Consider the following 25,091-nt stretch of genomic DNA (forward strand, 5'->3'; position numbering starts at 1 on the left):
TGTAGTCTTTCCGTAATCAGGCGTTGGCGCGCGCGCCCTGGCCAGTGCGGCGGGTCAGCGCCCGCTCGATGGCCGAGAGGCCGTCGTAAATCAGCACGGCGAGCGCACCCACAATGAGCCCGCCCTGCAGCACGAAGGCGGTATTGCTGGACAGGAGCCCAGCGATGATGACTTCGCCGAGCGTGCGCGCCGCAACGGTGGACCCGATGGTGGCCGTGGCCAGCGAAATCACAGTGGAGAGACGCACGCCGGCAAGAATGACCGGCAGCGCCAGAGGCAGCTCGACGCGAACAAGGCGTTGCCCGCCGGTCATGCCCATGCCCCGCGCCGCTTCGGTCACTGTGGGCGGCAGCCCGGTGAGGCCGGTCAGGGTGTTTTCGAAGATCGGCAGGAGACCATAGAGAAACAGGGCCACAAGCGTCGGGGCAGTGCCGAAACCGAGCATGGGCACGGCCAGGGCCAGCACGGCGACGGGCGGGAAGGTCTGCCCGACATTGGCGAGGCTGCGCGACAGCGGCAGGAATTCGGCGCCGAAGGGACGCGTCACGAGGATGGCGAGGCCAACTGCGACGGTGGTGGCCAGAGCTGTCGCGATGGCAACGATCAGAAGGTGATTGAGTGTCAGGTCGAGCAGGCTGCCCTGATTGTAGATGACCGGCTGATTGTTCTTGGTCAGCGGCTCGAAGACGAAGGCAAAGCTTTCCGGGCTGACCAGGAAACCCACCAGCAAGGCCAAGACGAGGAGGCGGATGACGAGGCCAATGCTCATGACGGCCTCGCGGCGCACCTGGCCAGGTCGTTTCGGCTGATGCGACCAATCAGCTTGCCGTCCTCGATAACCGGCAAGGCTTCCCGCCCCGACCAGAGGCATTCGGCATAGGCCTCACGGAGGCTGGCGCCAGCAGAGATCGGATCGCCCGCCGCTTCGCCAGGTTCGACCAGGGAAAGCACCTTCGCCAGCGAGAGCATACGGAAGGGCCGGTCGCCTCCAATGAGCTCGGCGACGAAATCGGTCGCCGGATTGGCGATGATTTCCTGGGGGGTGGCGTATTGCAGCAATTTTCCACCATCCATGACCGCAATGCGACTGCCCAGGTGGATGGCCTCTTCCATGTCATGGGTCACCAGCACAACGGTGGTGTTGAACCGCTTCTGGATGGCGAGCAGGTCATCCTGGGCCTTGGAGCGAATGACCGGGTCGAGCGCGCCAAAAGGTTCGTCCATCAGGAGAATGTTGGGCTCGGCGGCCAAGGCGCGGGCCACGCCGACGCGCTGCTGCTGTCCGCCGGACAATTCATTGGGCATGCGATCACGGAACTGGGCCGGATCGAGCTGGAACAGTGACAGCAGCTCGTCGACCCGTTTGGTGATGCGGGACTTTTCCCAGCCGAGCAGATGGGGAACGGTGCCGATGTTCTGTCCCACTGTACGGTGGGGAAACAGGCCGTGGCCCTGAATGGCGTAGCCGATGCGGCGGCGCAGCTCATAGGCGGGAACGTCGCGCGTATCCTGCCCGTCGATCAGCACTTTGCCCGCGGTTGGCTCGACCAGCCGGTTGACCATGCGCATCAAGGTGGTCTTGCCCGACCCCGAGGTGCCGACGATGGCGCAGAGTTCGCCGGCTCCGATGGTCAGGGAGACCCTGTCGACCACCGTCGTCTCACCATAGACTTTGGTCAGCTCCTGGATTTCGATCATTGGGCACGCTCCCTGGTGCTGACCATTTCAACAAAGGCATCGAGGACCACTGCGGCGGCAAAGGCCAGGGCCACGGTGGGGACGGCGCCGAGCAGCACCAGATCCATGGCGGTCTGGCCGATGCCCTGGAACACGAAGACGCCAAAGCCGCCGCCACCGATCAGAGCAGCGATGGTGGCCAGGCCAATATTCTGGACCAGCACGATGCGGATGCCGGTGAGGATGACGGGGAAGGCCAGGGGCAGTTCTACCGAAAACAGGCGCTGCCGATTGGTCATGCCCATGCCGCGCGCCGCGTCATTGGCGGCCTCGGGCACGTTGACCAGGCCCACCACGGTGTTCGAAACGATGGGCAGCAGCGAATAGGCAAACAGAGCGACCATTGCCGGGGCAATGCCGATGCCCGAGATGCCGATGGCCGAGGCGCCCGGCACATTGGCCGCGACCCAGGCCAGCGGGGCGATCAGCAGCCCGAACAGCGCGATCGAGGGGATGGTCTGGACGATATTGAGGGTATTGAGGACGGCGGCGCGCAGTGGTTTGACGCGATAGAGCAGAATGCCCAGTGGCACGCCGGCAAGGATGGCGATAGCGACCGAGCCGAAGGCCAGAAGCAAATGGGTACGGGCCTCGGCCCAGAAGGCCGGCGCGCGATTGGCGAATTCCTTGAGGATCGACAGATCGTTCCAGGCGCCGCTCCAGAGCAGTGCTGCCATCGCCACCCCGACCAATGCGAGGATAGTGATGCGCTGCCATGGACCGAATTTGAGCCGCGTGAGGGCGTCTGTGACCAGCAGCGCGAAAGCGAAGGTCAGAAGCCAGAACCCGGCGCCGGGCGAGACCCGCGCAAAGGTGTTGTCAGGGGGCGTCAGAAACGTCGCCGACTGGCCGATCAGGACGAAGAGCGTGGCCAGCACCAGGAAGCCGACACCGAGCTTGGCGAGAGGATTGACGCGCAGCAGCATGGTCGCGACGCCGATCAGCAGGACAAGACCGAGCAGGACCGCCGAGGGAGAGCTAAGGGCGGATGGGATCAGCAGCCCCTCGCCCAGGACAATGCGATTGGCGCGGAAAACCGCAAAGGGCAGAAAGACGGCAGCGGCAGCAATCAGGGCGATCAGCACGCCGAGCTTGTCGAAGGCCGGCCATGCGGCACGGCTTTGGCTCGTGGTATCAGCGGTCGTCATAAGGCCCCCTCGCGCCTCCTGGCAGGCATGGCGTCATCCGGACGCTGTCGAGACTGTCCCCGCATATCGAGACCGTCCGCAGCCAGTGGGGTGGCGCGCATCTGGCACCGCCACCCCGGCAGGCATGGCCTCCGCCAGCGGCGAAGGCCGACGGTTCAGCTCAGAAAGCCGTTGGTTGTCAGGAAGTCGGTGGCCACGCTGGACGCTGCCTCGCCGCCAACCTGCACCCGGCCATTGAGCTCCTGCAGGGTTTCGAGCGTCAGCGCTTCGAAGACCGGCGCCAGCAGTTCCTCGATCTGCGGATATTCGGTGAGCACTTCCTCACGAATGATCGGGGCGGGCTGATAGACCGGCTGCACGCCCTGATCGTCCTCAAGCACCTTGAGGCCGGAAGGGGCGATGCCGCCATCGGTGCCATAGACCATGGCCGCATTGGCGCCATTGGTGCCCTGCGCGGCAGCCGCGATGGTGGCCGCAGTGTCGCCACCCGAAAGCGTGATCAACTGGTCGGGCGAGAGGGTGAAGCCATAGACTTCCTGGAATTTGGGCAAAGCGGCCGGCGAGTTCACGAACTCGGCTGAAGCTGCCAGCACCACTTCGCCACCACCGGCAACATATTCGCCGAACTGGGTGAAGGTATCCAGGCCATTGGCCTCGGCCACATCCTGACGGATGGCCACGGCCCAGGTGTTGTTGGCGGGCGACGGCGTCAGCCAGACGATCTGGTTGGCGTCGTAATCGAGCTTCTTGGCTTCCTCGTAGGCCGACTGGGCATTGTTCCAGAGCGGATCATCGGCCCGTTCGAAGAAGAAGGCCGCATTGCCGGTATATTCGGGATAGATGTCGATCTCGCCCGCGGTGATGGCTTCGCGCACAATCGGCGTGCCGCCAAGCTGGATCCGGTCTTCGACCGGAATGTCGTTGGCTTCGAGCACCTGTTTGATGATGTTGCCAAGCACACCGCCCTCAGTGTCGATCTTTGACGAAACGACCACCTGCGCCTGTGCGGCGGTCATGGTCAATGCAAGTGCGGTGGCCGCACCCAATAGCGTTTTCGTTAGGCGCATGACTCTCTCCTTTGTGAGCCGGAAGTTTCCGGCTGTCCCTACCCTGTAAGCACTGTCAGTTCATGACAGTGGTTGGTTCAGTCCCTGTCTGTGGGCCGAGTGCAAAATACTCGTCCAACTCCATAATGGCGGAATGTGAAATCAGTTCGCCAACAAAGTCATCGGACGCCAGAGCCGCTTCCACCGCCTCGACTTCTGCTGAGAGCGGACGGTCCTCGCGATAGAAGGCCGCGTGCCGGCGCACCAACTCATAAACCATACCCGGCACATTGCCCGGATTGTCGCCCGAAATGTCCATGGCCTGGGCGGCGAGCAACCCCTCAAGGGCCGCAAGGCGTCGCAGGGCGCCCGCCTGACGTTCGAAACGCTCGACGACCAGAGGGAGAAAGGCCGCCTCATCCTCAAGACCATTGGCAACAACGAGAGACTGTGCGGAGATCGCGTTGGAGAGCGAAAGGCAGCGTACGAACAGTTCGCCGGCCAGCTTGATGATCGGCCCGAACCCGGTCGCTATCGCTCCCGGGGCCACAAGGTTGACCGGCAGATCCCGTCGGCCGCCATTGCCCAGAAGCACGCAGCGATTGAAGGAATTGCGGGCCACATGGGCCAGCGCCAATTGGGCGGTCTGCAGAAACACCGTGACATCGAGCGGCAGCGAGCCGCCGGAAGTGAGCACCTGGCCGCCTGCGACCACCGGATTGTCGTCAGTGCGGCCGGTCGCAGCCAGAACTGTACGTCCGGCAACGGTCAGGCTTTCAAAGGCTGTCGCAAATACCTGGCTCATCATGCGGATCGAGAGCGGATCCTGAACATGGGTGCCCGTGGGCCAGTCCCAACCCATGGCGTTGAAATAGAGCCAGGCACCGACACCAGCCTCGCGCTCGGTGCCGACATGGGCCACCGCTTTCCAGGGATCGCGCGAGGCGCCCAGAGCCCCGGCCGTGGTCAAGCCGGTTGCCAGCAGCACGCGCACCGTAGTGGCCGCCTGGCGAATGGCGCGCATAGCGGCGGCATAGCCAACGGCATTGGTCGAGACCGACGCCAGGCTGTCGCGCGGTGCCAGCTTGAATGGCTTGAGGCCCGCGCGCGCCATGGCTTCAGCGGCCGGCAGGCGTTCACCGGAGTGATAAGCTTCACCAACACCGGTCAAGACAGCGCCGATCTGCCCCATCAGTCCGATATCGGCACAACCAATCGAGCCGGTACGGCGCACGACCGGGATGACGTCTGCGTCAAGCAGCCCTTGAAAGGCCGAAACCAGCTCAGGTGTGCACCCGACGCGCCCGGTCAAGGCCATATTGATCCGGATCGCCAGGGCGTTGCGGACCACCTCGAGCGGAAAGGCGCTGCCCGTGCCGAAGTGGTGGGCGCGCACCAGGCCGGTACTGAAGGCATCAAGATCGTCGTCTGACCAGGAAATATCCTTCATTGCCCCCACGCCAGTGGTGGCCCCATAAACCGGCTGCCCGGAATTGATGGCGTCTTCCATGACCTGGCGAGCCTTGTGGACGCGCTCAAGCGCGGCGGCGTCCGGTACGATCAATGCTCTACGCGACCCAATCCGCACAAAATCAGCAAAGCTGAGTGGCTTGCCTTCAAGCCGGATCGTGTCGGTCGGTATGGCGATTTGCGCGTTCACGTCGTCCGGGTCTCCTTGCAAGGGCGACGCTATTGGAAAATTTTGAACCATGGGATATCCCAAAAGCTGAACAGGCTATGTTCTATCAGTGGGCACGTTGACTATGTGCTCAACAAAGAGGCATCGAGATGGACACTTCGACCTTGCTCCTGGTCGATATTGTTTTGCACCAGCGTAGTCTGCGCGGTGCAGCGCGGCATTCCGGACGTCCTGCATCGAGCATTGCTGCGGCCCTGGCGCGGTGCGAAAGCGCGCTGTCGACCAGTCTTTGCCAGCGGGCCGGCTCGGGACTTGTCTTTACGCTCGAGGCCAATCGTCTCGCACCATCGATCACCGAGGCGGCCCAAGTGGCGCGCCGCCTGTATGCCCCCGGGTCCGATCCTTTCTTATCCACCGTCAGACTGCAAGCGCTGGGACGATTTATCGAGGTGGCCGAGCGTGGGTCCATCCGGCAGGCGGCGCGGGCCTTGATGCTGGGGCAGCCACAATTGTCCAGGCAATTGGCCCATCTCGAAACCGCCCTCGGGCACACGCTGCTCGAGCGGGGAACGGGGGGGACAGAGTTGACCGCAACGGGCGTGCGGCTATTGGACGATTGCAGCCGGTTGCTCCAGCTCTGGGGTCAGATCTCGCGAACCTCCGAGGACCGGTTTCGCCGCGCCCAGGCCACCGTCAGGCTGGGCTCGATCATGCCGCTTGGCTATGAAAGCGAGATCGCCCGGCAATTGGCAAAGCTGACGGCGAGCTGGGCCATAACCCGCCCCAAGCAACCGCTGTTCATCAGTTCGACAACGGCAGAGGACCTCTTGCGGGGGCTCAAGAGTGGTGCCTTCGATGTGGTGCTGCTCGATACCGAGAGATTGCCCGAAGATCTTGAGGGCGCGCCCATTGTGGCGTCTGGCCTTGCCATTGTGGGCGCCAAAGGCACGGACATCGCCGCAGCGCTGCGAGACCGGCCAATTGCTTTGCCCAGCCCGCGCAGCGGGTTGCGCCTGCGTATCGATCAGCTTCTGGACATGACCTTTAGCGACGCGGAACGGGACCGGCTGACCCTGCTCGAGATCGACTCCATTCCGGTCATCCTGAATCTGGTGCTGGAATACGGCTTTGTTTCTGTCCTGCCGAGGGCTTCTGTCGCTTCGATCCGCCCGGACTTGCACAGTATCTCTCTGCCTTCGACATTTGACATGCAATACTGGCTGTGCTGGCTCAAATCGGCGGGGCATTCGGCCGCTGGAATCGCCGTTCTTGATGCGATCGAGCGTGCAACCGTGCCAGCCCCCCACTGATTGTGCCCGTATGGGGCGCCAAGCAAGGAGACCGTGTGCCATGACGAAGACCTTCGATGCGATCATCATTGGTGCAGGTCAGGCCGGCCCGCCCTTGGCAGCGCGCTTGACGGCGGCGGGCCAAACCGTTGCGCTGATCGAGCGCGAACAGGTTGGCGGCACCTGCGTCAATACGGGCTGCACCCCGACCAAGGCCTTGGTGGCCAGCGCAAAGATCGCGCATTCGGTTGCCCATGCAAAAGAACACGGGATCAGTATCGGATCTAAACCCGAGGTTGATTTCAATGCCGTGATGCGCCGGGCCATGGCCATCAGCGAAAAGTCCCGCAGCGGCGTCGAAGGCTGGCTGGACGGCATGAGCGGGCTGACGCTGGTGCGCGGCCATGCGCGCTTTACCGGGCCCAAACGCATAAGCGTGGGCGGCGACAGCTATGAGGCGGATCAGATCTTTCTCAATGTCGGCGCCCGTGCCGCCATTCCTGACATGCCTGGCCTGGATCAGGTCGATGTGCTGACCAATTCGGACCTGTTCTGGCTGAAGGAGCGCCCCGATCATCTGGTCATTGTCGGCGGCAGCTATATCGGGCTCGAATTTGCGCAGATGTTCCGGCGCTTCGGGTCTGGTGTCACCATTGTCGAGCGCGGTCCGCATCTGGCAGGCAAGGAGGATCCGGAGGTCTCCGAGGCGATCCGCGACGTTCTGGAAGGAGAAGGTATTGCGGTGCGGACCAACGCCGAGTGCATCCATTTTGCGCGCTCGGAGACCGGGCCCTTGGTGGGGGTGGATTGCACCACCGGCGAACCCGAAATTGCCTGTTCCCACATCCTGCTCGCGGTCGGCCGCCAGCCAAATACTGACGATCTGGGCATCGAGCAAACGGGGGTGGAATGCGACAAGCGCGGATATGTTCGGGTCAATGACCGGCTGGAGACCAACATCCCAGGCATCTGGGCCCTGGGAGACTGTAACGGGAAAGGCGCCTTCACCCACACCTCGTATAATGACTTTGAAATTGTTGCGTCCAACCTGCTCGATGGCGGCGCCCGCAAGGTCTCGGACCGCATCATGAGCTATGGTCTTTACATTGATCCACCGCTGGGCCGCACCGGGCTGTCGGAAGCCGAGGCCCTCGCGACGGGCCACAAGGTCCTGATCGGCAAACGCCCGATGACCCGGGTGGGCCGCGCCGTCGAGAAAGGTGAAACGCAGGGGCTGATGAAGATTGTCGTCGACGCAGAAACCCGCGCAATCCTTGGCGGCGCAATATTCGGGCCGGGGGGAGATGAGGCGATCCATTCCATTCTGGACATGATCCAGATGGGGGCGACGGTCGATGCACTGACCAACACAATGCACATCCATCCAACGGTCGGTGAGCTGATCCCGACCATTTCAGGCGAACTCATACCCGCCGAAGGTCCATAGGCGAGTTTTCGGAAAATTGCCTGATCCAGTCGGCGCTACGGACTCGGCGGGTCGCTCGTCAGAACTTGCAGGACAAGGTCCAGCGCCGCGTCGACGGTGGCTTTCCTGATGCCGTCGCGGCCGAGATCGCCGAAGCGGTGTTCGATGACGACGGTGGCCAGTTCGGACGAGACGGCGACATAGACGAGGCCCACGGGTTTTTTCTCGGTGCCGCCATCGGGACCGGCAATGCCCGTCGCGGCGACGGCAAAATCGACTCGGGCGGTGTTGCGGGCGCCATCGGCCATGGCGCGGGCCACCTGATTGCTGACGGCGCCATAGTCCCCGATGAGGCGCGGCTGCACCTGGATCATGCGCGACTTGGCCGAATTGGCATAGGTGATGTAGCCGCCATAGATGGCCGCGGAGGCGCCAGGAATATCGGTAAGGGCCGAAGCGATCATGCCGCCGGTGCAGCTTTCAGCGGTGACCAGGGTCTGGTTGCGCTCGGCGAGGAGATCGATGATCTGCTGGCCCGCAGGGGGTTTAGCCTTGGCTGCCATTCAATCCACCCTTGGCAATTCAATACTGGCACTGGCCATGGACACGATACCCTCCTCCCGCCCGATAAAGCCGAGCTTTTCGTTTGTCGTCGCCTTGACTGCCACGCGATCCGCCGAGATGCCGAGCGTTTCGGCGATCACGGCGCACATGGCGGGGACGTGAGCGGCAATCCTCGGCGCTTCGGCGACAATTGTCACGTCCAGATTGACGATGCGCCCTTTGCGGCGCGCTACCAGCGCACCGGCATGGGCGAGGAACAGGGTGGAGGCTGCGCCTTTCCACTGCGGGTCGCTGGGCGGGAAATGGGTGCCGATATCGCCTTCGCCAATGGCGCCGAGAATGGCGTCGGTGAGGGCGTGGAGCGCAACATCGGCGTCCGAATGGCCTTCAAGCTTAGCCTTGTGGGGAATTCTTACACCGCACAGCCAGACCGCGTCGCCGGGCGCAAAGGGATGAACATCGTACCCGGTGCCGATGCGGGTTTCGGTGCCGAGATCGGTCATGATGATACGCTCCGCGCGTGAAAAATCTTCGGGATGGGTGATCTTGATGTTGTTGCGCTCGCCTTCGACCATGGCGACGCTGAGGCCGGCCCATTCGGCGATTTCCGCATCGTCGGTGAAGTCGCGACGGACCGTTTCGGCCCGCATATGGGCAGAAAAGATCTGGCCGAAGCGAAAGCCCTGCGGGGTCTGGGCGGCAAAGAGCTGGCGGCGGTCTTCGGTGGCGGCGACAAGAGTGCCATCGGACGAGCGCTTGATGGTGTCGGTGACGGGCAGGGAGGGCAGGGCCCCGTCATTTTGGCGCAGAGCGGCAATGACACGCCCAATGAGGGCGGGGGTGGCAAAGGGACGTGCGGCGTCCTGAATCAGCACCAGATCGGGGCGCAGCGGCGCCAGGGCTTTCAAACCAGCGAGGACGGAGCCCTGCCTGGTGAGGGCGCCATGGACCGGCGGCAGCAGGCGGGCGTCATCGAGGGCCAATTGGTCATATCTTGCTGCGTGGTCCGGGTGAATGACGGGGACGATCCGGGTGACCGCGTCGGTGGCGAGGAATGCCTTGATGGTGCGGGACAGCACCGGTTCGCCGGCCAGCAGACGGTATTGCTTGGGATCCGGGTTGCCGTCGGTTCCGGCGCGTTCGCCTTTTCCGGCGGCAACAATAATGACGGCTATGGATTTCGGACGCATGGGGATATAGGCACTGGGCAATGGAACCGTCTGTTCCAAAGGGTCTAGCTGCCCCTCTGCCATGCGGCAAGAGCAGGGCTGGTTTACCCTGTTGCGACAGTGAGAAGCGGTTGCGTGGTGTTCGAAATTGACTATTGTGCGGGCACCATTGCCAAATTGAACAATTCTGGGGCAATTCCTTGACCGACACTGCCTGCGCATTGAGCATTGGTGGGCATGCCATCCGTAATCGCGCCTTTCTGGCGCCGATGGCGGGCATAACCGATCGGCCATTTCGCGAGATTGCTGAGCGCTTTGGCGCCGGCCTTGTGGTCTCGGAAATGGTGGCCAGCGCGGCCCTAAGCACGGGCCATGGCGGCATGGTGCGCAAGCTGACGCGGGCCGGCACGCTGCCGCATGTGGTGCAACTGGCCGGTTGCGAGGCGGAATGGATGGCCGAGGGCGCGCGCATTGCCGAGGGCGCGGGCGCGGACATTATCGACATCAATTTCGGCTGCCCCGCCAAGCGGGTGACCAATGGCTATGCCGGATCGGCGCTGATGCGGGTGCCCGACCAGGCGCTGGGGATTGTCGAGGCGGTCGCGGGCGCGACGACGCGTCCGGTGACGGTCAAGATGCGGCTGGGCTGGGATGATGAAAGTCTCAACGCCGCGCAGATTGCGCAATTGGCGGTTAGCGCCGGGGCGCAGATGATTACCGTGCATGGCCGGACGCGGCAGCAATTCTACAAGGGCCAGGCGCGCTGGGGGCTGGTGCGCGATGTGGTCAAGGCTGTCGATGTGCCGGTGGTGGTCAATGGCGACATTGTGGATACCGCGAGCGCGCGGCAGGCGCTGGCCGAATCCGGGGCCGCGGCCGTCATGCTAGGGCGCGGGGCGCAGGGGCAACCCTGGCGGGTTGGCCAGATCGGTGCAGCGCTTGCCGGGCAAGAGGCCGAGGCGCCTCCGGAGGGCGCTGAGCTCGTGGCGCTGATCCAACAGCATTATGAAGACATGCTGGTTGACTACGGCGTCGAGGTCGGGTTGCGGGCCGCGCGCAAGCATCTGGGTTGGTATGCCGACGCGGCCGGGCTGGCGCTGGACAAGCCGACGCGGACGCAATTGCTGGACAATGAGGACACCAAAGCGGTGCTGTCGCTGATTGATACCCTGTTTTCAGGGGAATGGAGGGCGGCCGCATGAGCAGTGCTGTCGTGATGGATCTCGATTCCGTGCCGGCGCGCGCCGTGCTGCAGGCGCTGCCGCAGCCCGTGATGGTGCTCGACGAGGCGCGGCGCATCCAGTTCGTCAATTATGCCGCCGAGGCGTTTTTCGGCGCATCGCTGAGCGTGCTGACCCGGCAGAGCCTGGACGATCTGATCGCCTTTGGATCACCAATCATCTCGCTGGTCGAGACGGTGGTGCAGCGGCGTGCGCCAATGACCGAATATCGGGTTCGGGTGGGGTCGTCGCGCTTTGGCGATGAGCGTATTGCCGATGTTTTCGCCAGCCCGATCTCGGACACGGATGGGCGGGTGGCGGTGCTGATCCAGGAACGCACCATGGCCGACAAGATCGACCGGCAGATGGTGTCGCGCGGGGCTGCGCGCTCGGTGACGGGGCTGGCGTCCATGCTGGCCCATGAAATCAAGAACCCGTTGTCCGGCATTCGCGGCGCGGCCCAATTGCTGGAGCAATCGGTGCCGAGCGACGAGGTGCCGCTGGCGCGGCTGATTCGCGAAGAGACCGACCGGATCGTGGGGCTAATCGACCGGGTGGAAGTGTTTGGCGATGAGCGCCCCATGGAGCGCGAGCCAATCAATATTCACGTGGTGCTCGACCGGGTGAAGCTGTTGGCACGCAATGGCGTGGCGCGGGGCATCACCTTCTATGAAGAATATGACCCCTCGCTGCCGCCGGTATTCGGCAATCGCGACCAGCTTATCCAGATCTTTCTGAATTTAATTAAGAACGCCTCGGAAGCGCTTGAAAGAACACAGAAACCCGAGATCAGGATTTCGACGGCTTTCCGTCCGGGCATCCGCATCAGCGTGGCCGGCGTGGCGGAGCGCATTTCGCTGCCGCTCGAAATCGTCATTGAAGATAACGGACCGGGCGTGCCGCCCGATATCCTGCCGTTCCTGTTCGATCCATTCGTGACCACCAAGACCAATGGGTCCGGCCTGGGGCTGGCGCTGGTGGCCAAGATCGTGGGGGATCATGGCGGGGTGATCGATTGCGACAGCCGCCCTGGCCGCACCCGTTTCCGCATCCTGCTGCCGGTGGCCAGTGGTGCCTTCCAGAATTCCGCCGATGTCGAAGAGGGTTCGCCCGCATGAGCCATGTCGTTCTGCTTGCCGATGACGATGCCGCAATCCGCATGGTGCTCAACCAGGCGCTGACACGCGCCGGCTACGAGGTGCGGCCGACGGGCAATATCTCGACCATGTGGAACTGGGTGAGCCGCGGGGAAGGGGACATCCTGATAACCGATGTGGCCATGCCCGATGGCAATGCCTTCGAGGTGATGCCCAAGATCAAGAAGCTTCGGCCAGAGCTGCCGATGATTGTTATGAGCGCGCAAAACACGTTCATGACGGCTATTCGCGCCTCGGAAGTGGGGGCATATGAGTATCTTCCCAAGCCCTTCGACATTACCGAAGTGCTTTCGGTGGTGGCGCGGGCCCTGGCAGATGCCAAGAAGCCAACCAATGCCGAACGCAAGGCCGAGGAGCCCAGCGAGACCATGCCGCTGGTCGGGCGTTCGACGGCGATGCAGGACATTTATCGCGCCCTGGCGCGATTGATGCAGACCGACCTGACGGTGATGATCACTGGCGAAAGCGGTACCGGCAAGGAGTTGGTCGCTCGGGCGCTGCACGATTTCGGCAAGCGGCGGAACGGCCCGTTCGTCGCCATTAACATGGCCGCCATTCCGCGAGACTTGATCGAGGCAGAGCTGTTCGGGCACGAAAAGGGGGCCTTTACCGGCGCCAATACCCGCTCGTCCGGCCGGTTCGAACAGGCTGAGGGTGGCACGCTGTTCCTTGATGAAATCGGCGACATGCCCATGGATGCGCAAACCCGTCTGCTGCGTGTGCTGCAGGAGGGCGAGTACACGATGGTGGGTGGCCGCAATGCCATCAAGACCAATGTGCGCATCGTCGCCGCCACGCATCGCGACCTGAGCCAGATGATCCGGCAGGGCCTGTTCCGCGAGGACCTCTATTACCGCCTCAATGTGGTGCCGATCCGGCTGCCGCCGCTGCGCGAGCGGATCGACGATATCACAGACCTGGTGCAGCATTTCCTGCGGCTGGCACAGCGCGAGGGCGAGCCGTCGAAATCCATCTCGCCCGAAGCCATCCGGCTGATGCAGAACTACAATTGGCCGGGCAATATCCGCGAGCTGGAAAACCTGGTGCGGCGTCTGTCGGCGCTTTATGTGGACGAGCAGATCTCCGCCGAAATCGTGCAGAACGAGCTCAATATCGTCGACCGTCCCGCCGGCAACTCGGCCTCTGGACCGGTGGATATTTCCATGGCTGTTGAAACCCATGTGGGGCAATTGCTGCGCGAGCATGAGCCGAACTTGCCGCCGGCGGGCATGTATCAGCGGGTGATTGACAAGGTTGAGGCGCCGCTGATTGCCATGGCGCTTAATGCCTGTGGCGGCAACCAGATCAAGGCGGCGGACCTGCTGGGGCTGAACCGCAACACATTGCGCAAGAAGATCCGGACGCACAGCATCGAGATCGTCAAGCATAGCAGCCGTCGGGGTTAGGGGCCGCGCGAGCTCGGCCTTTGCCGTCTTCTTGTTTTCGCGGCACCACTTGCGCCGCTCGTCCTGTCGGGCACACCGCGATATCTCTGGGCCTAGGCTAAGGAAAACGGCGCACTGACCAGCGTCGTCAATTGAGCCTGTGGTTCATGGCGCTGGTCCACGGTGTTCGTGCCCTGCGAGCAGCCTTTCGAGCATAGCTCTCAAGGCCTTCTCTGTTTTCGCAGCGCCACCGGCGCTGCTCGTCCTGTCGGACACACCTCGTAGTCTTCGGGCCTCCATCGCGGAAAACGGTCCACCGGACCGTCTTCTCATCGCGATGGAGTGTCACATTTTGGCAACAATTGTCTTGAAGGGTCGGGTGAATTGGGTCAGGCTTCGCTTTCCCTCTGGTTTTGCACATAGATGGTGGCTCGCGACGTGCCGCCAATATGACAACCAACGCGGTCGAAGCGGAGCAAACTGGGCAGTCTATGGCCGAACTGGTCTCAGCCAACGCAGAGCAAAATGCAACGTCCGCCGGCGAATCGCCGACTGGACGGCGCGGATTGCTGCGTATTCAGCAGAACTACTCGCTGCGCGTGCTCGGCTTCGTGGTCGTCTTCGCCTCTGTGCTGATGTCGTCGGCATCGTTCTTCATTCTCTCGGGCGTCACCAATATCGAACCTTCGCCGACGGTCTGGACTGTCATCTGGGTGGTCACCGGGCTCCTGGTGCTGCTGGTGATTGCCCTGGTAGTGACCGAGGCCGTGCTGCTGTTCCAGGCGCGGCTGCGCGGGGTGCCGGGGGCCGGGCTGCAAGTGCGCATGGTGGCGATGTTCGCCTTTGTGGCGGCGGTGCCGGCAGCCCTGGTGGCGGTGGTGGCAACGATCGCGCTCAACCAGGGGCTGGATCAGTGGTTCTCCGAGCGCACGCGGGCGATGGTGGAAAGCTCGCGGCTGGTGGCCCGCTCCTACATGCTCGAGCATGCCCAGGTGCTGCGCGACGATATCATCTGGGTGGCAACGGAATTGGAGCAGGCGCGCGAGACCTATGAGCAGGAGCCTGCGCGGTTCGAGCGGATACTGACGGCCCTGGCAGTGACGCGCTCCTTGCCCTTTACAGCGCTGATCGACCGGGAAGGCGAGACGCTGATGCGGGCGCAGATCAATGTCGCGGGCGCCTATCCCAAATTGCCGGCCGGGGTGACCGATGGCGTGGTGGAGGGAATACCGACGCCGATCGCGCCAGGGGCCACCCAATTCGTAGGATCGGTGATCAAGCTGCGCGGCTATGATGAGACATTCCTGTTCGTGGCGCGTCCTGTCGATGCAGAAGTACTCGAATATATGCGTCTAACTGACGAAAATATAACGGAATATCGCGAGTATGCTTCAAGCCGGCTGGTGTTCCAGATTACCTTTACCATCATGTATGTCGGGTTGGCCGTGGTGCTGCTTCTGGCCGCGCTCTGGATCGGTATTGCGCTGGCCAACCGGTTCGTCGACCCGATCCGAAACCTGATGATCGCGTCGCGACGGGTAAGCTCGGGCGATCTGGACGTGCAGGTGCCGGTACAGGAGGGCAGGGGCGATCTGCGGGATTTGTCCAATGGCTTCAACCGCATGACGCAACAGCTCAAATCGCAACGGCTGGACCTGCTCAAGGCAAATGAAGTCAACGAGAAGCGCCGCCAGTTCACCGAGGCGGTGGTGGAAGGTGTGTCGGCCGGCATTATCGGGCTGGATCCCTATGGCGCGGTGACACTGGTCAATGCGCGCGCCTGCGAAATGCTTGGCCGGACAGAAATCGAGCTGATGGGTGAGCCCATGGACAAGATCATGCCCGAGCTGGCGGCAACGCTGGACAAGGCAAAATCCGCCCGGCGCGGTCAGGTACGTGACCAGATCCAGCTTGGCAATGAAACCGACCGGCGCATCTACCAGGTACAGTTGACGCGCGAAGGCTCGATCACCGAATCCAAGGGCTATGTGCTGACCTTCGATGACATCACAGATCTCGAATCGGCGCAGCGGACCAGCGCCTGGGCCGATGTGGCACGCCGCATTGCGCATGAGATCAAGAATCCGCTGACCCCGATTCAGCTCTCGGCAGAGCGGTTGCGCCGGCGCTATGGCAACAAGCTCGAGGACGATCGTGACGTGTTCGACAAATGCATCAACACGATCGTGCGCCAGGTCGGCGATATCGGCCGCATGGTCGATGAGTTCTCGGCCTTTGCGCGCATGCCGGAATCGGCTCCAGAAACCGCCGATCTGAGCGATGCGATCCGCCAGGCTGTGTTCCTGGAGAGCGTGCGCCTGCCCGAGGTGAACATCAACACTGTGCTGCCGGACGAAACGATCATGGCGTGGTTCGATACGCGCCTTGTCAGCCAATCGCTGACCAATCTGATCAAGAATGCCGTCGAGGCCTTCGAGGGCATCCCCCTTTCCGGGGATTGGCAGCCCACCATTACTGTGGAAGCCCATCTGGAGGGCAATCACGCCCGCATATCGGTGTCCGATAATGGCAAAGGGTGGCCAGCGGAAAATAGACAAAGGCTGTTGGAGCCCTATATGACAACGCGGGAGAAGGGCACGGGTCTCGGCCTGGCCATCGTCGCCCGCATTATCGAGCAGCATGGCGGCATCGTCGAACTAATCGATGCAGAGCCTGATTCACAGGGCAGGGTGGGCGCCTGCGTGACCTTCACGCTGCCGTTGCATTCACCAGCAATGAACACCACAGAGGCAGGAGCCGCGGCGGCGGACGACAATCCTGCCCACAAGGAGGAGCCGCAATTACCCGCGGTTGTTCACAAATAAATGGCTTTGGACATTCTAATCATTGATGACGAGGATGATATCCGTGACCTGATCGCGGGGATCCTCGAGGACGAAGGCTATGAGGCACGGCAGGCTCATGACGCCGATAGCGGGCTGAACGAAATCGCCCGCCGCCGCCCAAGCCTGGTGTTTCTCGACATCTGGATGCAGGGCTCGCGCCTCGACGGACTACAATTGCTCGATGTGTTTCAGAGCCAGCACCCCGATATGCCGGTGGTGATGATATCCGGCCACGGCAATGTCGAAACGGCGGTTTCGGCGATCCGCCGGGGTGCGTATGACTATATCGAAAAGCCCTTCAAGATTGACCGGCTGCTGCATGTCACACAGCGGGCCATGGAGGCGACACGCCTGCGCAGCGAAGTGGCTGAACTCAAGGAGCGCTCGGCGAGCAAGAGCCTCGATATGGTAGGGACCTCGCCGGCGCTGCAGCAGGTGCGCGGGGTGATAGAAAAGTCGGCGCCAACCAATTCCCGCATCTTCATTTCCGGGCCCAGCGGGGCCGGCAAGGGCCTTGTGGCGCGCCAGATTCACCAGCGTAGCCCACGCGCCGATGCGCCGTTTGTCGAGATCAATGCCTCACTCTATGCCCCTGAGGAAGTGTCGGTAGTCTTGTTTGGCCGCGAGGCGCGTGACAAGACGGGCCTGCTCAAGGTCGAAGTCGGGGCGCTGGAGCGGGCTCATGGGGGGACGCTCTATCTTTCTGAAGTCACCACCTTGCCGCAGCCGGTGCAGGCCGCCTTGTTGCGCACGCTTGTGGAGAACCGGTTCCAGCGTGTGGGCGGGAGCCAGGCGGTGCCGATCGACGTGCGTATCATTTCGTCGAGTTCGCAGAATGTGGCGGCTCAGGTGGAGGCCGGGGAATTCCGTTCGGATCTCTTCCATCGCCTCTCCATCGTGCCGCTGCCCCTGACGCCACTCAAGGAGCGTCGCGAGGACGTACCGCCGCTGGTGTCCGTATTCATCGAGCAGGTCTGCCGTATGCACAATCTGCAGCGGCTGAGTGTCGGTGATGATGCCATGGCCGTGCTGCAGGCGCAGGACTGGCCGGGCAATGCACGGCAATTGCGCAATTCCATCGAGCGCCTGCTGATCCTGATGAAGGACCAGCAGCCAGAGGGAGGGGTGATAACAGCCGCCATGCTGCCCTCGGACATTGGCGAGGTGTTGCCCACGGTGGGTGATGCGGATGCGTCTGCGCATCTGATGAGCCTGCCGCTGCGCGACGCGAGGGAAGTCTTCGAGCGACAATATCTGCTGGCGCAGATTGAACGCTTTGGCGGCAATATTTCCAAGACGGCGGAGTTCGTCGGCATGGAGCGCAGTGCTCTGCATCGCAAGATCAAATCGCTGGGGCTTTGAAAATACGATGAAAATAGCCCCCAGCCATGCATAGGGGGCGGGTAGGCAGTTCTGCGCAACTGTGCCATAGTGACTAAGATATGATAATTCGGATCCCGGGGCTGGGCGGCAGTCCCATCAGGATGCGGACGCAAGCAATTGCGACAAGAACAGCGACAATAAAGCCGCGGTAAAGAGGCCAAAAATGGCTAGCGAAAAGCAGCAAAACCTGCAGGATTCCTTTCTCAACCATGTGCGCAAGCAGAAAGTACCCGTCACCATCTTTCTGGTGAACGGGGTCAAGTTGCAGGGCGTCATCACCTGGTTCGACAATTTCTGTCTGCTGCTGCGGCGTGACGCGCAGTCGCAACTGGTTTATAAGCACGCCATCTCAACCATTATGCCCGGCGCGCCGATCCAGTTGTTTGATCCCGAGCAGAGCACAGATCACGACTGACCGCATATATGCACGAACTTGACGACGAGCGGGACGCCCAGCCGGGCGGCCCAAAGCCCTATATTGATCGGCAGGCGCAGCCGACGCGAGCCGGGCTTGTCTGTCCCGATGTGCGCGGCAAATCCAGCTATCACGATATCGATGCACGCCAGGCCGAGTTCGAAGGCCTTGCGGGGGCCATTGCGCTCGACATCATCTTCTCCGAAGTCGTGCGGGTGCGTGAAATCCGGCCGTCGACCTATATCGGGGCAGGGCATGTTGCCACGCTCGCTGAAAAGGTGAAGACGGAACATATCGAGCTGTTGCTGGTCGACGCGGCGCTGACGCCGATCCAGCAGCGTAATCTGGAGCGGGAAACCGGCACCAAGGTGCTCGACCGCACGGCGCTGATCCTGGAAATCTTCGGGGAACGGGCGGCGACGCGCGAAGGCGTGCTGCAGGTGGAACTGGCCCATCTCAACTACCAGAAGGGGCGCCTGGTGCGCTCCTGGACCCACCTGGAGCGGCAGCGCGGCAGTGGCGGCACTGGCTTCATGGGTGGACCGGGCGAAACCCAGATCGAAAGCGACCGCCGCCAGATCACCGAGCGGATCGTGCTGCTTGAGGACCGGCTGGAAAAGGTCAAGAAGACGCGCGAACAGCAGCGCCGGCAGCGCACCAAGGCGCTGATCCCGGTTGTGGCGTTGGTAGGTTATACCAATGCCGGAAAGTCGAGCCTCTTCAATATCTTGACTGGGGCGGGGGTGTTTGCGGAAAACCTGCTATTCGCCACGCTGGACACCACGGTGCGCAAGATTGCCTTGCCGCATGGGCGCGAGGTGATGCTGAGTGACACGGTGGGCTTCGTCGCCGATTTGCCGCACGATCTGGTGGCGGCCTTCCGGGCAACCCTGGAAGAAGTGGTGGATGCCGACATCATCCTGCATGTGCGCGATATCGCCAATCCTGATCATGCCGCGCAGGCGCAGGATGTTCTTACCGTTCTCGAAGAGCTAGGTGTTTCCTCGGAGACAACGCCCATCGTCGAGGTCTGGAACAAGATAGATTTGCTTCATGAGCCAGGGCTTGCGCTGGCGTCAGCGGCGCCAGCCGGCAAGGTGGTGGCAACGATCCCGGTATCGGCTCACACCGGGCAGGGGCTGGATGCGCTGCGGCTCAAGATCGAGCAATTGCTCAGCGAACAGAGCCGGACCTATCACGTGCATGTGCCGCATAGCGCGGGCAGCGACATCGGCTGGCTGCACTCCAATGCCGAGGTGATTTCGCGGGACGATGCCAATGAGCAAGGCTCGGACTTCGTTGTGCGCGTGGATCCGCGGCATCGTGCGGCGTTTCTAGAGCGCTTTAACGGCCGTATTGCCGTCTCTGATCTCTAGGCTTTGTCTTTGGACCGGATCTCGTTCCAGTAACCGTCCAGGCGATCCAAGCCTGCAGCGGCCGGTTCGATCGCATCTTCGCGGCAGCGGGCCTCGACATAGTGGAAGCGCCGCGTGAACTTGGAGTTGGCGTCGCGGAGCGCGGCTTCGGGGTCGACACCGGCCTTACGCGCCAGATTGGCGACGGCGAAGAGCAGATCGCCGATTTCCTCGCGCAGGGCATTCTCATCGCCCGCGTTTTCGGCCTCGGCAACTTCTGCCAGTTCTTCCTCGATCTTGGCGCGGACAGCTGGCAGGTCGGGCCAGTCGAAGCCGATCTTGGCGGCGCGCTTGGTGAGTTTTTCAGCGCGGGCGAGGGCAGGCAGCACCTGCGGGACGTCGTCGAGAATGGAAGGCTCAGCATCGCCCTTGCGTTCAGCCTTGGCGGCCCGCTCGTGCACCTTGATGGCTTCCCAGCGGTCCTGCGCATCCACAGCGCCATCAGCCACTACATCGCCAAAGACATGGGGATGCCGGCGGATCAGCTTTTCGGTGATGGCTTCGACAACATCGCCAATGTCGAAGTGGCCGGCCTCCTTGGCCATCTGGGCATGGTAGATCGGTTGAAGCAGCAGATCGCCCAGTTCCTCGCGCAGATCGCCGAAGTCTTCGCGCTCAATGGCGTCGGCGACTTCATAGGCTTCCTCGATGGTGTAGTGACGGATGGAGCGGAAATCCTGCACCAGATCCCAGGGGCAGCCGCCATCCGGATTGCGCAGCGCAGCCATAATCTCGATGAGGCGGGAAATGTCTCGGGATGGCTGCATGACTCAGGGTCCGGTGGTTGGGATTCGGTGCGTGCACCATAGCAAAGCGTGAGGGAAGTGGGACATTGTGGTCCGGCAAAGGGACAGATTTTCGCACACCTATCGTTCGCATAATATATATTATGGAACTTTTGGGTATTGGCATTGAGGGCAAATGTTGAGGTTTTGATGCCTCTACAATATCAGAGTCATGGAAGCGTTGATCGATTGTTCCAGACGCTGGCCGAGCTGACGAACGTCTCCCTTAGATTTGGTGCAGCCGCCTTCCTCACACGCTGCCAAGTCCGCTCAAAGATTGAGGATGCGTCCAGTCACGACGTCGATCTGCATGCCGTCAAAGGCCGGTGTGACGTTTGCAGGCGTCTCGGCTTCGGTTGCGGCGTAGTCGAGATCGATATGCATATTGGTGAGCACGGCTTGGCGCGGCTGGAAGCGTTCGATGAGTTCGAGCGTTTCAGGCAGGCTCAGATGACTTGGATGCGGCGTTGGGCGAAGCGCGTCGATGATCCAGATGTCGAGGTTTTGCAAGGCAGAATGCGCGGCGGCGGGTACCGCCGACAGATCGCAGCAATAAGCCAGGCCGCCGATGCGGTAGCCAAAGGCGTTGATGTCGCCATGTACGAGATCAAAGGCGTTGATGCTCAGTGTGCCGCCCGGGCCGTCCACCGGCACGGTGTCGCCAGTGGCGATTTCGTGGGCGTTGAGGATGGGAGGATAGGCGCTGCCCGGCGGCGTCGAAAAGCAGTAGCCAAAGGCTTCGCGGAGACGCGCGCCGCAATCCGCCGAAAAATAGACATCAACACGGCGCCGGTTGTGCAGCGCCAGAACGCGCAGATCATCGATGCCGTGAGTGTGGTCGGCATGCTCATGACTATAGAATACGCCGTCCAGCCGATCGACATGGGTTTCAAGCAATTGTTCGCGCAGATCGGCTCCGGTGTCGATCAGCACGCGGGTCGGGTGTTCGACACCATCGCGCCAGCCTTCGATGAGCAGTGAACAGCGGCGGCGGCGGTTCCGCGGCTCATGCGGATCGCAGGCGCCCCAGACATTGCCGATGCGCGGCACGCCACCGGATGACCCGCAGCCCAATATGGTCGCGATGATCCGGTCTGGTGCTGCCACGCCTAACTCACGCCGGTCTTGGAAAAGAGACGCCCGAAATTGGCAGTGGTTTCCGCCCCGAGCTGTTCGAGCGAAATGCCACGGATATCGGCCAGCTTCTCGGCCGTGTGGCGCACAAAGCTGGGTTCGTTGGACTGTCCGCGATGCGGGATTGGCGCTAGATAGGGCGCGTCGGTTTCCACCAGATAGCGGTCGGCCGGCACGATCCTGGCGACTTCGCGGATTTCCTCGGCATTCTTGAAGGTGATGATGCCCGAAAAGGACACATAGCCGCCAAGGGCCAAGGCACGCCGAGCCAGATCCATGCCGGCAGTAAAGCAATGCAGGACGAAAGGGAAGGCCCCCTGCCCGGCTTCGTCTTCAAGGATTGCCGCCATGTCGTCATCGGCCTGGCGGCTGTGGATAACCAGTGGAAGACCGGTGATGCGGGCGGCGGCAATATGGCGCCGCAGTCCTGTGGCCTGCGCGTCGCGCGGGGCATTGTCGTAGAAGTAATCGAGGCCAGCTTCGCCGATGGCAACGCAGCGCGGATGGGCACTTAGCCGGACAAGATCATCCGTTTGAATATGCAGCTCTTCATGCGCATTATGCGGATGGGTGCCGACCGAGCACCAGACGTTCTCATAACGTTCCGCCAGCCCAGCATAGGTGGAAAAGTTTTCCACCCTTGTGGAAATCGTGACCGTGCCCACGACGCTTGCAGCCGCAGCACGGGCCATGACGCCGTCCAGATCGGCGGACAGGGCTTCGAAATCGAGATGGCAATGGCTGTCGATCAGCATGGTCACTCAGCAGGCTTTTCCAGGCGGGCGAAAACGCCCTGTGGCAGGGGCAGCTCGGTTCCGGAGACGAGACGATTGGCGTCAGCGGCCGCCTCCAGGGTCCGATCGTTCTCGGGCACTTGCAGCTGATCGAGCAGTTGCGCGGCAGAGGCAGGCACAAAGGCCTGCATCGGGATCGCCAAGCGGCGCACCGTATCTGCCGTTACATAGAGAACCGTGGACATGCGCACAGGATCGGTCTTCTTGAGTGCCCAGGGCTCCTGGGCGGCGAAATAGTTATTGGCCGAACTCAGAGCGCCAATGATGGCGCCGGTGGCTTCATGGACGAGCTGCTGGTCCATGGCCTTCTGTGCCGCGGCGATTGCCTCGGTGACTTCGCCGATGATGGCCTCATCGGCGTCGGACAGGTCGCCCAGGGCAGGTACCCTGCCCTCGCAGTTCTTGTTGATCATCGAAAGCGAGCGCTGCGCGAGATTGCCCAGATTGTTGGCTAGGTCGGCATTGACGCGATTGACCAGCTTTTCGTGGCTGTAGTCGCCATCGCTGCCGAAAGAGACTTCGCGCAGGAAAAAATAGCGTACAGCGTCCTGGCCGAAGGTTTCGACCAGGGCAAAAGGATCGATGACATTGCCGAGCGACTTGCTCATCTTCTGCCCATCGACCGTAAGGAAGCCATGGGCGAAGACGCGGTGCTGAACCTCAAGTCCAGCGCTCATCAGGAAAGCGGGCCAATAGACCGTATGAAAGCGGATAATGTCCTTGCCGATGACATGCAGGTCCGCCGGCCAGAATTTCTCGAACAGTTCACTGTTCTCGTCCGGATATCCGACGCCAGTAATGTAGTTGGTCAGCGCGTCGACCCACACATACATCACATGGCCTTCGGCGCCGGGCACGGGAATGCCCCAGTCAAATGTGGTGCGGGAGATGGAGAGGTCCTGCAGACCGCTTTTAACGAATGATATGACTTCATTGCGCCGTTCCTTGGGCGCAATGAAGTCTGGATTAGCCTCGTAGAGATCGAGCAGTTTCTGCTGATAGGCGGAGAGGCGGAAGAAATAGGTCGGCTCCTCGACCCACTCCACCTCGGCGCCCGAGGGCGCAAAGCGCTTGCCGTCCTTTTCGGTGAGCTCGTCCTCGTCGAAATAGGCCTCGTCACGCACCGAGTACCAGCCCTTGTAGGTGGACTGGAAAATGTCGCCATTGCTGCTGGCGGCCATCTTCTTCCAGATAGCTTGCGAAGCCTCGTGATGGCGCTGTTCGGTGGTGCGGATGAAATCGTCGTTGGACAGGTTCAGCGCTTTGGCCAGCGCCTTGAACTCACCGGCATTGCGGTCGGCCAGTTCGCGGACAGGAATGCCTTCCTTGGCGGCGGTCTGCACCATCTTGATGCCGTGTTCGTCCGTGCCGGTGAGGAAATAGACCTCGCGGCCCTCAAGGCGCTTCCAGCGGGCGATGGCGTCGGTCGCGATCATCTCATAGGCGTGGCCGATATGGGGCGCGCCATTAGGGTAGGAGATCGCGGTGGTGACGTAGAACGGCTTGGGGGTCATGCTGGCTCGGCAGGATTGGCAAACAGGGCGCAATGCTTCCGGATCGCGTCGAAGATGACCGCCAGCGTCTGCTTCATGTCGAGATTGACGCTGTCGGCTTCGCCCAGAAGTGCGCTTGCCTTCTCCCATAGCTCGGTGGCCGAGGCAAGCCGCGAACGCCCCGCGGGCTGCATGGCGGCTTCCCGCATCTCATGGGCCAGCCAGTCGTTTAGAATTTCACGGGCAAAGGACATGTCCGGCCCCTGCGCATCGGTGCCCAGGACATCGGCAAGCTGGATCTGCGCAGCGACCGGCATGCGGTCAGGGCCCTGCAACCAATCGAGCAAGGCGCCGACCGGCGAATTTTCAGCCAGAGCGAGCGTTTCAAAGGCCCGGCGCGGCCGGCCGCCGGCGAGTTGTACGGCGCGCTCCAGCGTTTCGGCATCCAGGTCGGGATGGCTGCTGCTGACGACGGACCGGACCATATCATCGGCCAGGCCGCGCATGGCCAGGTTCTGGCAACGCGAGCGAATGGTGGGCAGCAATTGGCCGGGGCGGTGCGAGACGAGCAGGAATGTCGTATCGGCCGGCGGCTCTTCGAGCGTCTTGAGCAGCGCATTGGCCGCGGAGGGATTGCACTCGTCGATGCTGTCGAGAATGGCGATGCGGTGCCCTGACCTGCCCCTGGTGTGCTGGAGGGTTTCGCGCAGCTCGCGGACATCTTCGACGCGGATCACGGAATAATATCCCTTGGCATCCTTGGGACGGCGGCGGAGCAGCGCCAGATTGGGGTGGGACATGGCTGCCACCTGTTCGCGCACGCGTTTGGGGTCTTCGTCCCCGGTCGCGGTCAGAATGGCCGTGGCCAGCTCGAACGCCAGCGTTGCCTTGCCGATGCCCTGCGGGCCCTGCAGCATGATGGCACCGGGCAGGCGGTGTTCGGCGAGTTGGGTCAACACGGCCGTGCGGGCAGCATCATGGCCGATGGCCACCTGACGCTGTTCGGGCAGCGGCAGATCGGGAAGCGCGGCGGGATCGGTCACGCG

The 25,091-nt window shown here is 62.3% G+C and carries 21 protein-coding genes; 9 read left to right on the plus strand and 12 right to left on the minus strand.

Annotated features, from left to right (window positions below; translation table 11 throughout):
• Positions 1-16: 16 nt before the first annotated feature.
• The 5 genes from DDE76_RS06245 to DDE76_RS06265 form a co-directional block, all read right to left on the minus strand.
• The gene (locus DDE76_RS06245; RefSeq protein WP_104895039.1) at positions 17-769 is read right to left on the minus strand and encodes an ABC transporter permease; all 753 of its coding nucleotides are present in this window, start codon (positions 767-769) and stop codon (positions 17-19) included.
• Positions 766-1,698 (minus strand): ABC transporter ATP-binding protein, encoded by a 933-nt coding sequence (locus DDE76_RS06250; RefSeq protein ID WP_104894356.1) that lies wholly within the window; start codon positions 1,696-1,698, stop codon positions 766-768. The genes DDE76_RS06245 and DDE76_RS06250 overlap by 4 nt, the downstream gene beginning before the upstream one ends.
• Entirely contained in the window at positions 1,695-2,885 is a 1,191-nt protein-coding gene (locus tag DDE76_RS06255; protein WP_104894357.1) for an ABC transporter permease, read from the minus strand. The genes DDE76_RS06250 and DDE76_RS06255 overlap by 4 nt, the downstream gene beginning before the upstream one ends.
• A 155-nt stretch (positions 2,886-3,040) precedes the next feature.
• Entirely contained in the window at positions 3,041-3,952 is a 912-nt protein-coding gene (osmF, locus tag DDE76_RS06260) for a glycine betaine ABC transporter substrate-binding protein OsmF (RefSeq protein ID WP_104894358.1), read from the minus strand.
• A gap of 55 nt (positions 3,953-4,007) precedes the next feature.
• Positions 4,008-5,591 carry an aromatic amino acid lyase gene (locus tag DDE76_RS06265; protein WP_245891813.1) on the minus strand — a complete coding sequence of 528 codons (1,584 nt, stop codon included), beginning with the start codon at positions 5,589-5,591 and terminating at the stop codon, positions 4,008-4,010.
• 128 nt (positions 5,592-5,719) lie between these two features.
• Between DDE76_RS06265 and DDE76_RS06270 the strand changes: the two genes are divergently transcribed.
• Both DDE76_RS06270 and DDE76_RS06275 read left to right on the plus strand, forming a co-directional pair.
• The gene (locus DDE76_RS06270; protein WP_104894360.1) at positions 5,720-6,880 is read left to right on the plus strand and encodes a LysR family transcriptional regulator; all 1,161 of its coding nucleotides are present in this window, start codon (positions 5,720-5,722) and stop codon (positions 6,878-6,880) included.
• A 40-nt stretch (positions 6,881-6,920) separates the two neighbouring features.
• Positions 6,921-8,306, plus strand: a complete 1,386-nt coding sequence (locus DDE76_RS06275) for an FAD-containing oxidoreductase (protein WP_104894361.1) — start codon at positions 6,921-6,923, stop codon at positions 8,304-8,306.
• A 35-nt stretch (positions 8,307-8,341) separates the two neighbouring features.
• Here DDE76_RS06275 and DDE76_RS06280 read toward each other — a convergent pair whose 3' ends face one another.
• Positions 8,342-8,848, minus strand: coding sequence for a CinA family protein (locus tag DDE76_RS06280; protein ID WP_104894362.1), 507 nt, complete (start codon positions 8,846-8,848; stop codon positions 8,342-8,344).
• Positions 8,849-10,078, minus strand: coding sequence for a bifunctional 2-C-methyl-D-erythritol 4-phosphate cytidylyltransferase/2-C-methyl-D-erythritol 2,4-cyclodiphosphate synthase (locus DDE76_RS06285; RefSeq protein ID WP_342748368.1), 1,230 nt, complete (start codon positions 10,076-10,078; stop codon positions 8,849-8,851).
• A gap of 140 nt (positions 10,079-10,218) precedes the next feature.
• On the opposite strand from DDE76_RS06285, the gene dusB reads away from it, so the two are divergent.
• The 7 genes from dusB to hflX all read left to right on the plus strand — a co-directional run bounded on the left by dusB (position 10,219) and on the right by hflX (position 19,800).
• Positions 10,219-11,220, plus strand: a complete 1,002-nt coding sequence (dusB, locus tag DDE76_RS06290) for a tRNA dihydrouridine synthase DusB (RefSeq protein ID WP_245891814.1) — start codon at positions 10,219-10,221, stop codon at positions 11,218-11,220.
• Positions 11,217-12,356: a two-component system sensor histidine kinase NtrB gene (locus DDE76_RS06295; RefSeq protein WP_104895041.1), complete on the plus strand. Its 1,140-nt coding sequence runs from the start codon at positions 11,217-11,219 to the stop codon at positions 12,354-12,356. Before dusB ends, DDE76_RS06295 begins: the two co-directional genes overlap by 4 nt.
• Positions 12,353-13,801, plus strand: a complete 1,449-nt coding sequence (gene ntrC / locus DDE76_RS06300) for a nitrogen regulation protein NR(I) (RefSeq protein WP_104894364.1) — start codon at positions 12,353-12,355, stop codon at positions 13,799-13,801. The genes DDE76_RS06295 and ntrC overlap by 4 nt, the downstream gene beginning before the upstream one ends.
• A gap of 545 nt (positions 13,802-14,346) precedes the next feature.
• Entirely contained in the window at positions 14,347-16,605 is a 2,259-nt protein-coding gene (locus DDE76_RS06305) for a sensor histidine kinase (RefSeq protein WP_158672423.1), read from the plus strand.
• Complete coding sequence (gene ntrX / locus DDE76_RS06310) at positions 16,606-17,988, plus strand: nitrogen assimilation response regulator NtrX (RefSeq protein ID WP_104894366.1); 1,383 nt, start codon at positions 16,606-16,608, stop codon at positions 17,986-17,988.
• Between the two features lie 184 nt (positions 17,989-18,172).
• A complete protein-coding gene (hfq, locus tag DDE76_RS06315) occupies positions 18,173-18,424 on the plus strand; it encodes an RNA chaperone Hfq (RefSeq protein WP_104894367.1) in 252 nt (83 codons plus the stop codon).
• Between the two features lie 8 nt (positions 18,425-18,432).
• Complete coding sequence (hflX, locus tag DDE76_RS06320; protein WP_104894368.1) at positions 18,433-19,800, plus strand: GTPase HflX; 1,368 nt, start codon at positions 18,433-18,435, stop codon at positions 19,798-19,800.
• On the opposite strand, the gene mazG is transcribed toward hflX, so the two are convergent.
• From mazG to DDE76_RS06345, 5 genes are all read right to left on the minus strand, one after another.
• Positions 19,797-20,606 (minus strand): nucleoside triphosphate pyrophosphohydrolase, encoded by an 810-nt coding sequence (gene mazG / locus DDE76_RS06325; protein WP_104894369.1) that lies wholly within the window; start codon positions 20,604-20,606, stop codon positions 19,797-19,799. The two genes, hflX and mazG, sit on opposite strands and share 4 nt — an antisense overlap.
• 288 nt (positions 20,607-20,894) lie before the next feature.
• Entirely contained in the window at positions 20,895-21,731 is an 837-nt protein-coding gene (locus DDE76_RS06330) for an MBL fold metallo-hydrolase (protein WP_245891815.1), read from the minus strand.
• A 2-nt stretch (positions 21,732-21,733) separates the two neighbouring features.
• Entirely contained in the window at positions 21,734-22,513 is a 780-nt protein-coding gene (locus DDE76_RS06335; RefSeq protein WP_104894370.1) for a TatD family hydrolase, read from the minus strand.
• A 2-nt stretch (positions 22,514-22,515) separates the two neighbouring features.
• On the minus strand, positions 22,516-24,066 hold the full coding sequence (gene metG / locus DDE76_RS06340; RefSeq protein ID WP_104894371.1) for a methionine--tRNA ligase: 1,551 nt from the start codon (positions 24,064-24,066) through the stop codon (positions 22,516-22,518).
• Complete coding sequence (locus DDE76_RS06345) at positions 24,063-25,088, minus strand: AAA family ATPase (protein ID WP_104894372.1); 1,026 nt, start codon at positions 25,086-25,088, stop codon at positions 24,063-24,065. Before DDE76_RS06345 ends, metG begins: the two co-directional genes overlap by 4 nt.
• Positions 25,089-25,091 lie beyond the last annotated feature (3 nt).

Source organism: Devosia indica (assembly GCF_003056405.1).
GTDB lineage: Bacteria > Pseudomonadota > Alphaproteobacteria > Rhizobiales > Devosiaceae > Devosia > Devosia indica.

Excerpts from the sequence above, each read along its gene's own strand:
- mazG (WP_104894369.1), bottom strand. The coding sequence starts at position 20,606 with ATGCAGCCATCCCGAGACATTTCCCGCCTCATCGAGATTATGGCTGCG.
- ntrX (WP_104894366.1), top strand. The coding sequence starts at position 16,606 with ATGGCTTTGGACATTCTAATCATTGATGACGAGGATGATATCCGTGAC.
- DDE76_RS06335 (WP_104894370.1), bottom strand. The coding sequence starts at position 22,513 with ATGCTGATCGACAGCCATTGCCATCTCGATTTCGAAGCCCTGTCCGCC.
- ntrC (WP_104894364.1), top strand. The coding sequence starts at position 12,353 with ATGAGCCATGTCGTTCTGCTTGCCGATGACGATGCCGCAATCCGCATG.
- DDE76_RS06255 (WP_104894357.1), bottom strand. The coding sequence starts at position 2,885 with ATGACGACCGCTGATACCACGAGCCAAAGCCGTGCCGCATGGCCGGCC.
- DDE76_RS06250 (WP_104894356.1), bottom strand. The coding sequence starts at position 1,698 with ATGATCGAAATCCAGGAGCTGACCAAAGTCTATGGTGAGACGACGGTG.
- DDE76_RS06280 (WP_104894362.1), bottom strand. The coding sequence starts at position 8,848 with ATGGCAGCCAAGGCTAAACCCCCTGCGGGCCAGCAGATCATCGATCTC.
- DDE76_RS06295 (WP_104895041.1), top strand. The coding sequence starts at position 11,217 with ATGAGCAGTGCTGTCGTGATGGATCTCGATTCCGTGCCGGCGCGCGCC.
- DDE76_RS06275 (WP_104894361.1), top strand. The coding sequence starts at position 6,921 with ATGACGAAGACCTTCGATGCGATCATCATTGGTGCAGGTCAGGCCGGC.
- osmF (WP_104894358.1), bottom strand. The coding sequence starts at position 3,952 with ATGCGCCTAACGAAAACGCTATTGGGTGCGGCCACCGCACTTGCATTG.
- DDE76_RS06245 (WP_104895039.1), bottom strand. The coding sequence starts at position 769 with ATGAGCATTGGCCTCGTCATCCGCCTCCTCGTCTTGGCCTTGCTGGTG.
- metG (WP_104894371.1), bottom strand. The coding sequence starts at position 24,066 with ATGACCCCCAAGCCGTTCTACGTCACCACCGCGATCTCCTACCCTAAT.
- DDE76_RS06270 (WP_104894360.1), top strand. The coding sequence starts at position 5,720 with ATGGACACTTCGACCTTGCTCCTGGTCGATATTGTTTTGCACCAGCGT.
- hfq (WP_104894367.1), top strand. The coding sequence starts at position 18,173 with ATGGCTAGCGAAAAGCAGCAAAACCTGCAGGATTCCTTTCTCAACCAT.
- hflX (WP_104894368.1), top strand. The coding sequence starts at position 18,433 with ATGCACGAACTTGACGACGAGCGGGACGCCCAGCCGGGCGGCCCAAAG.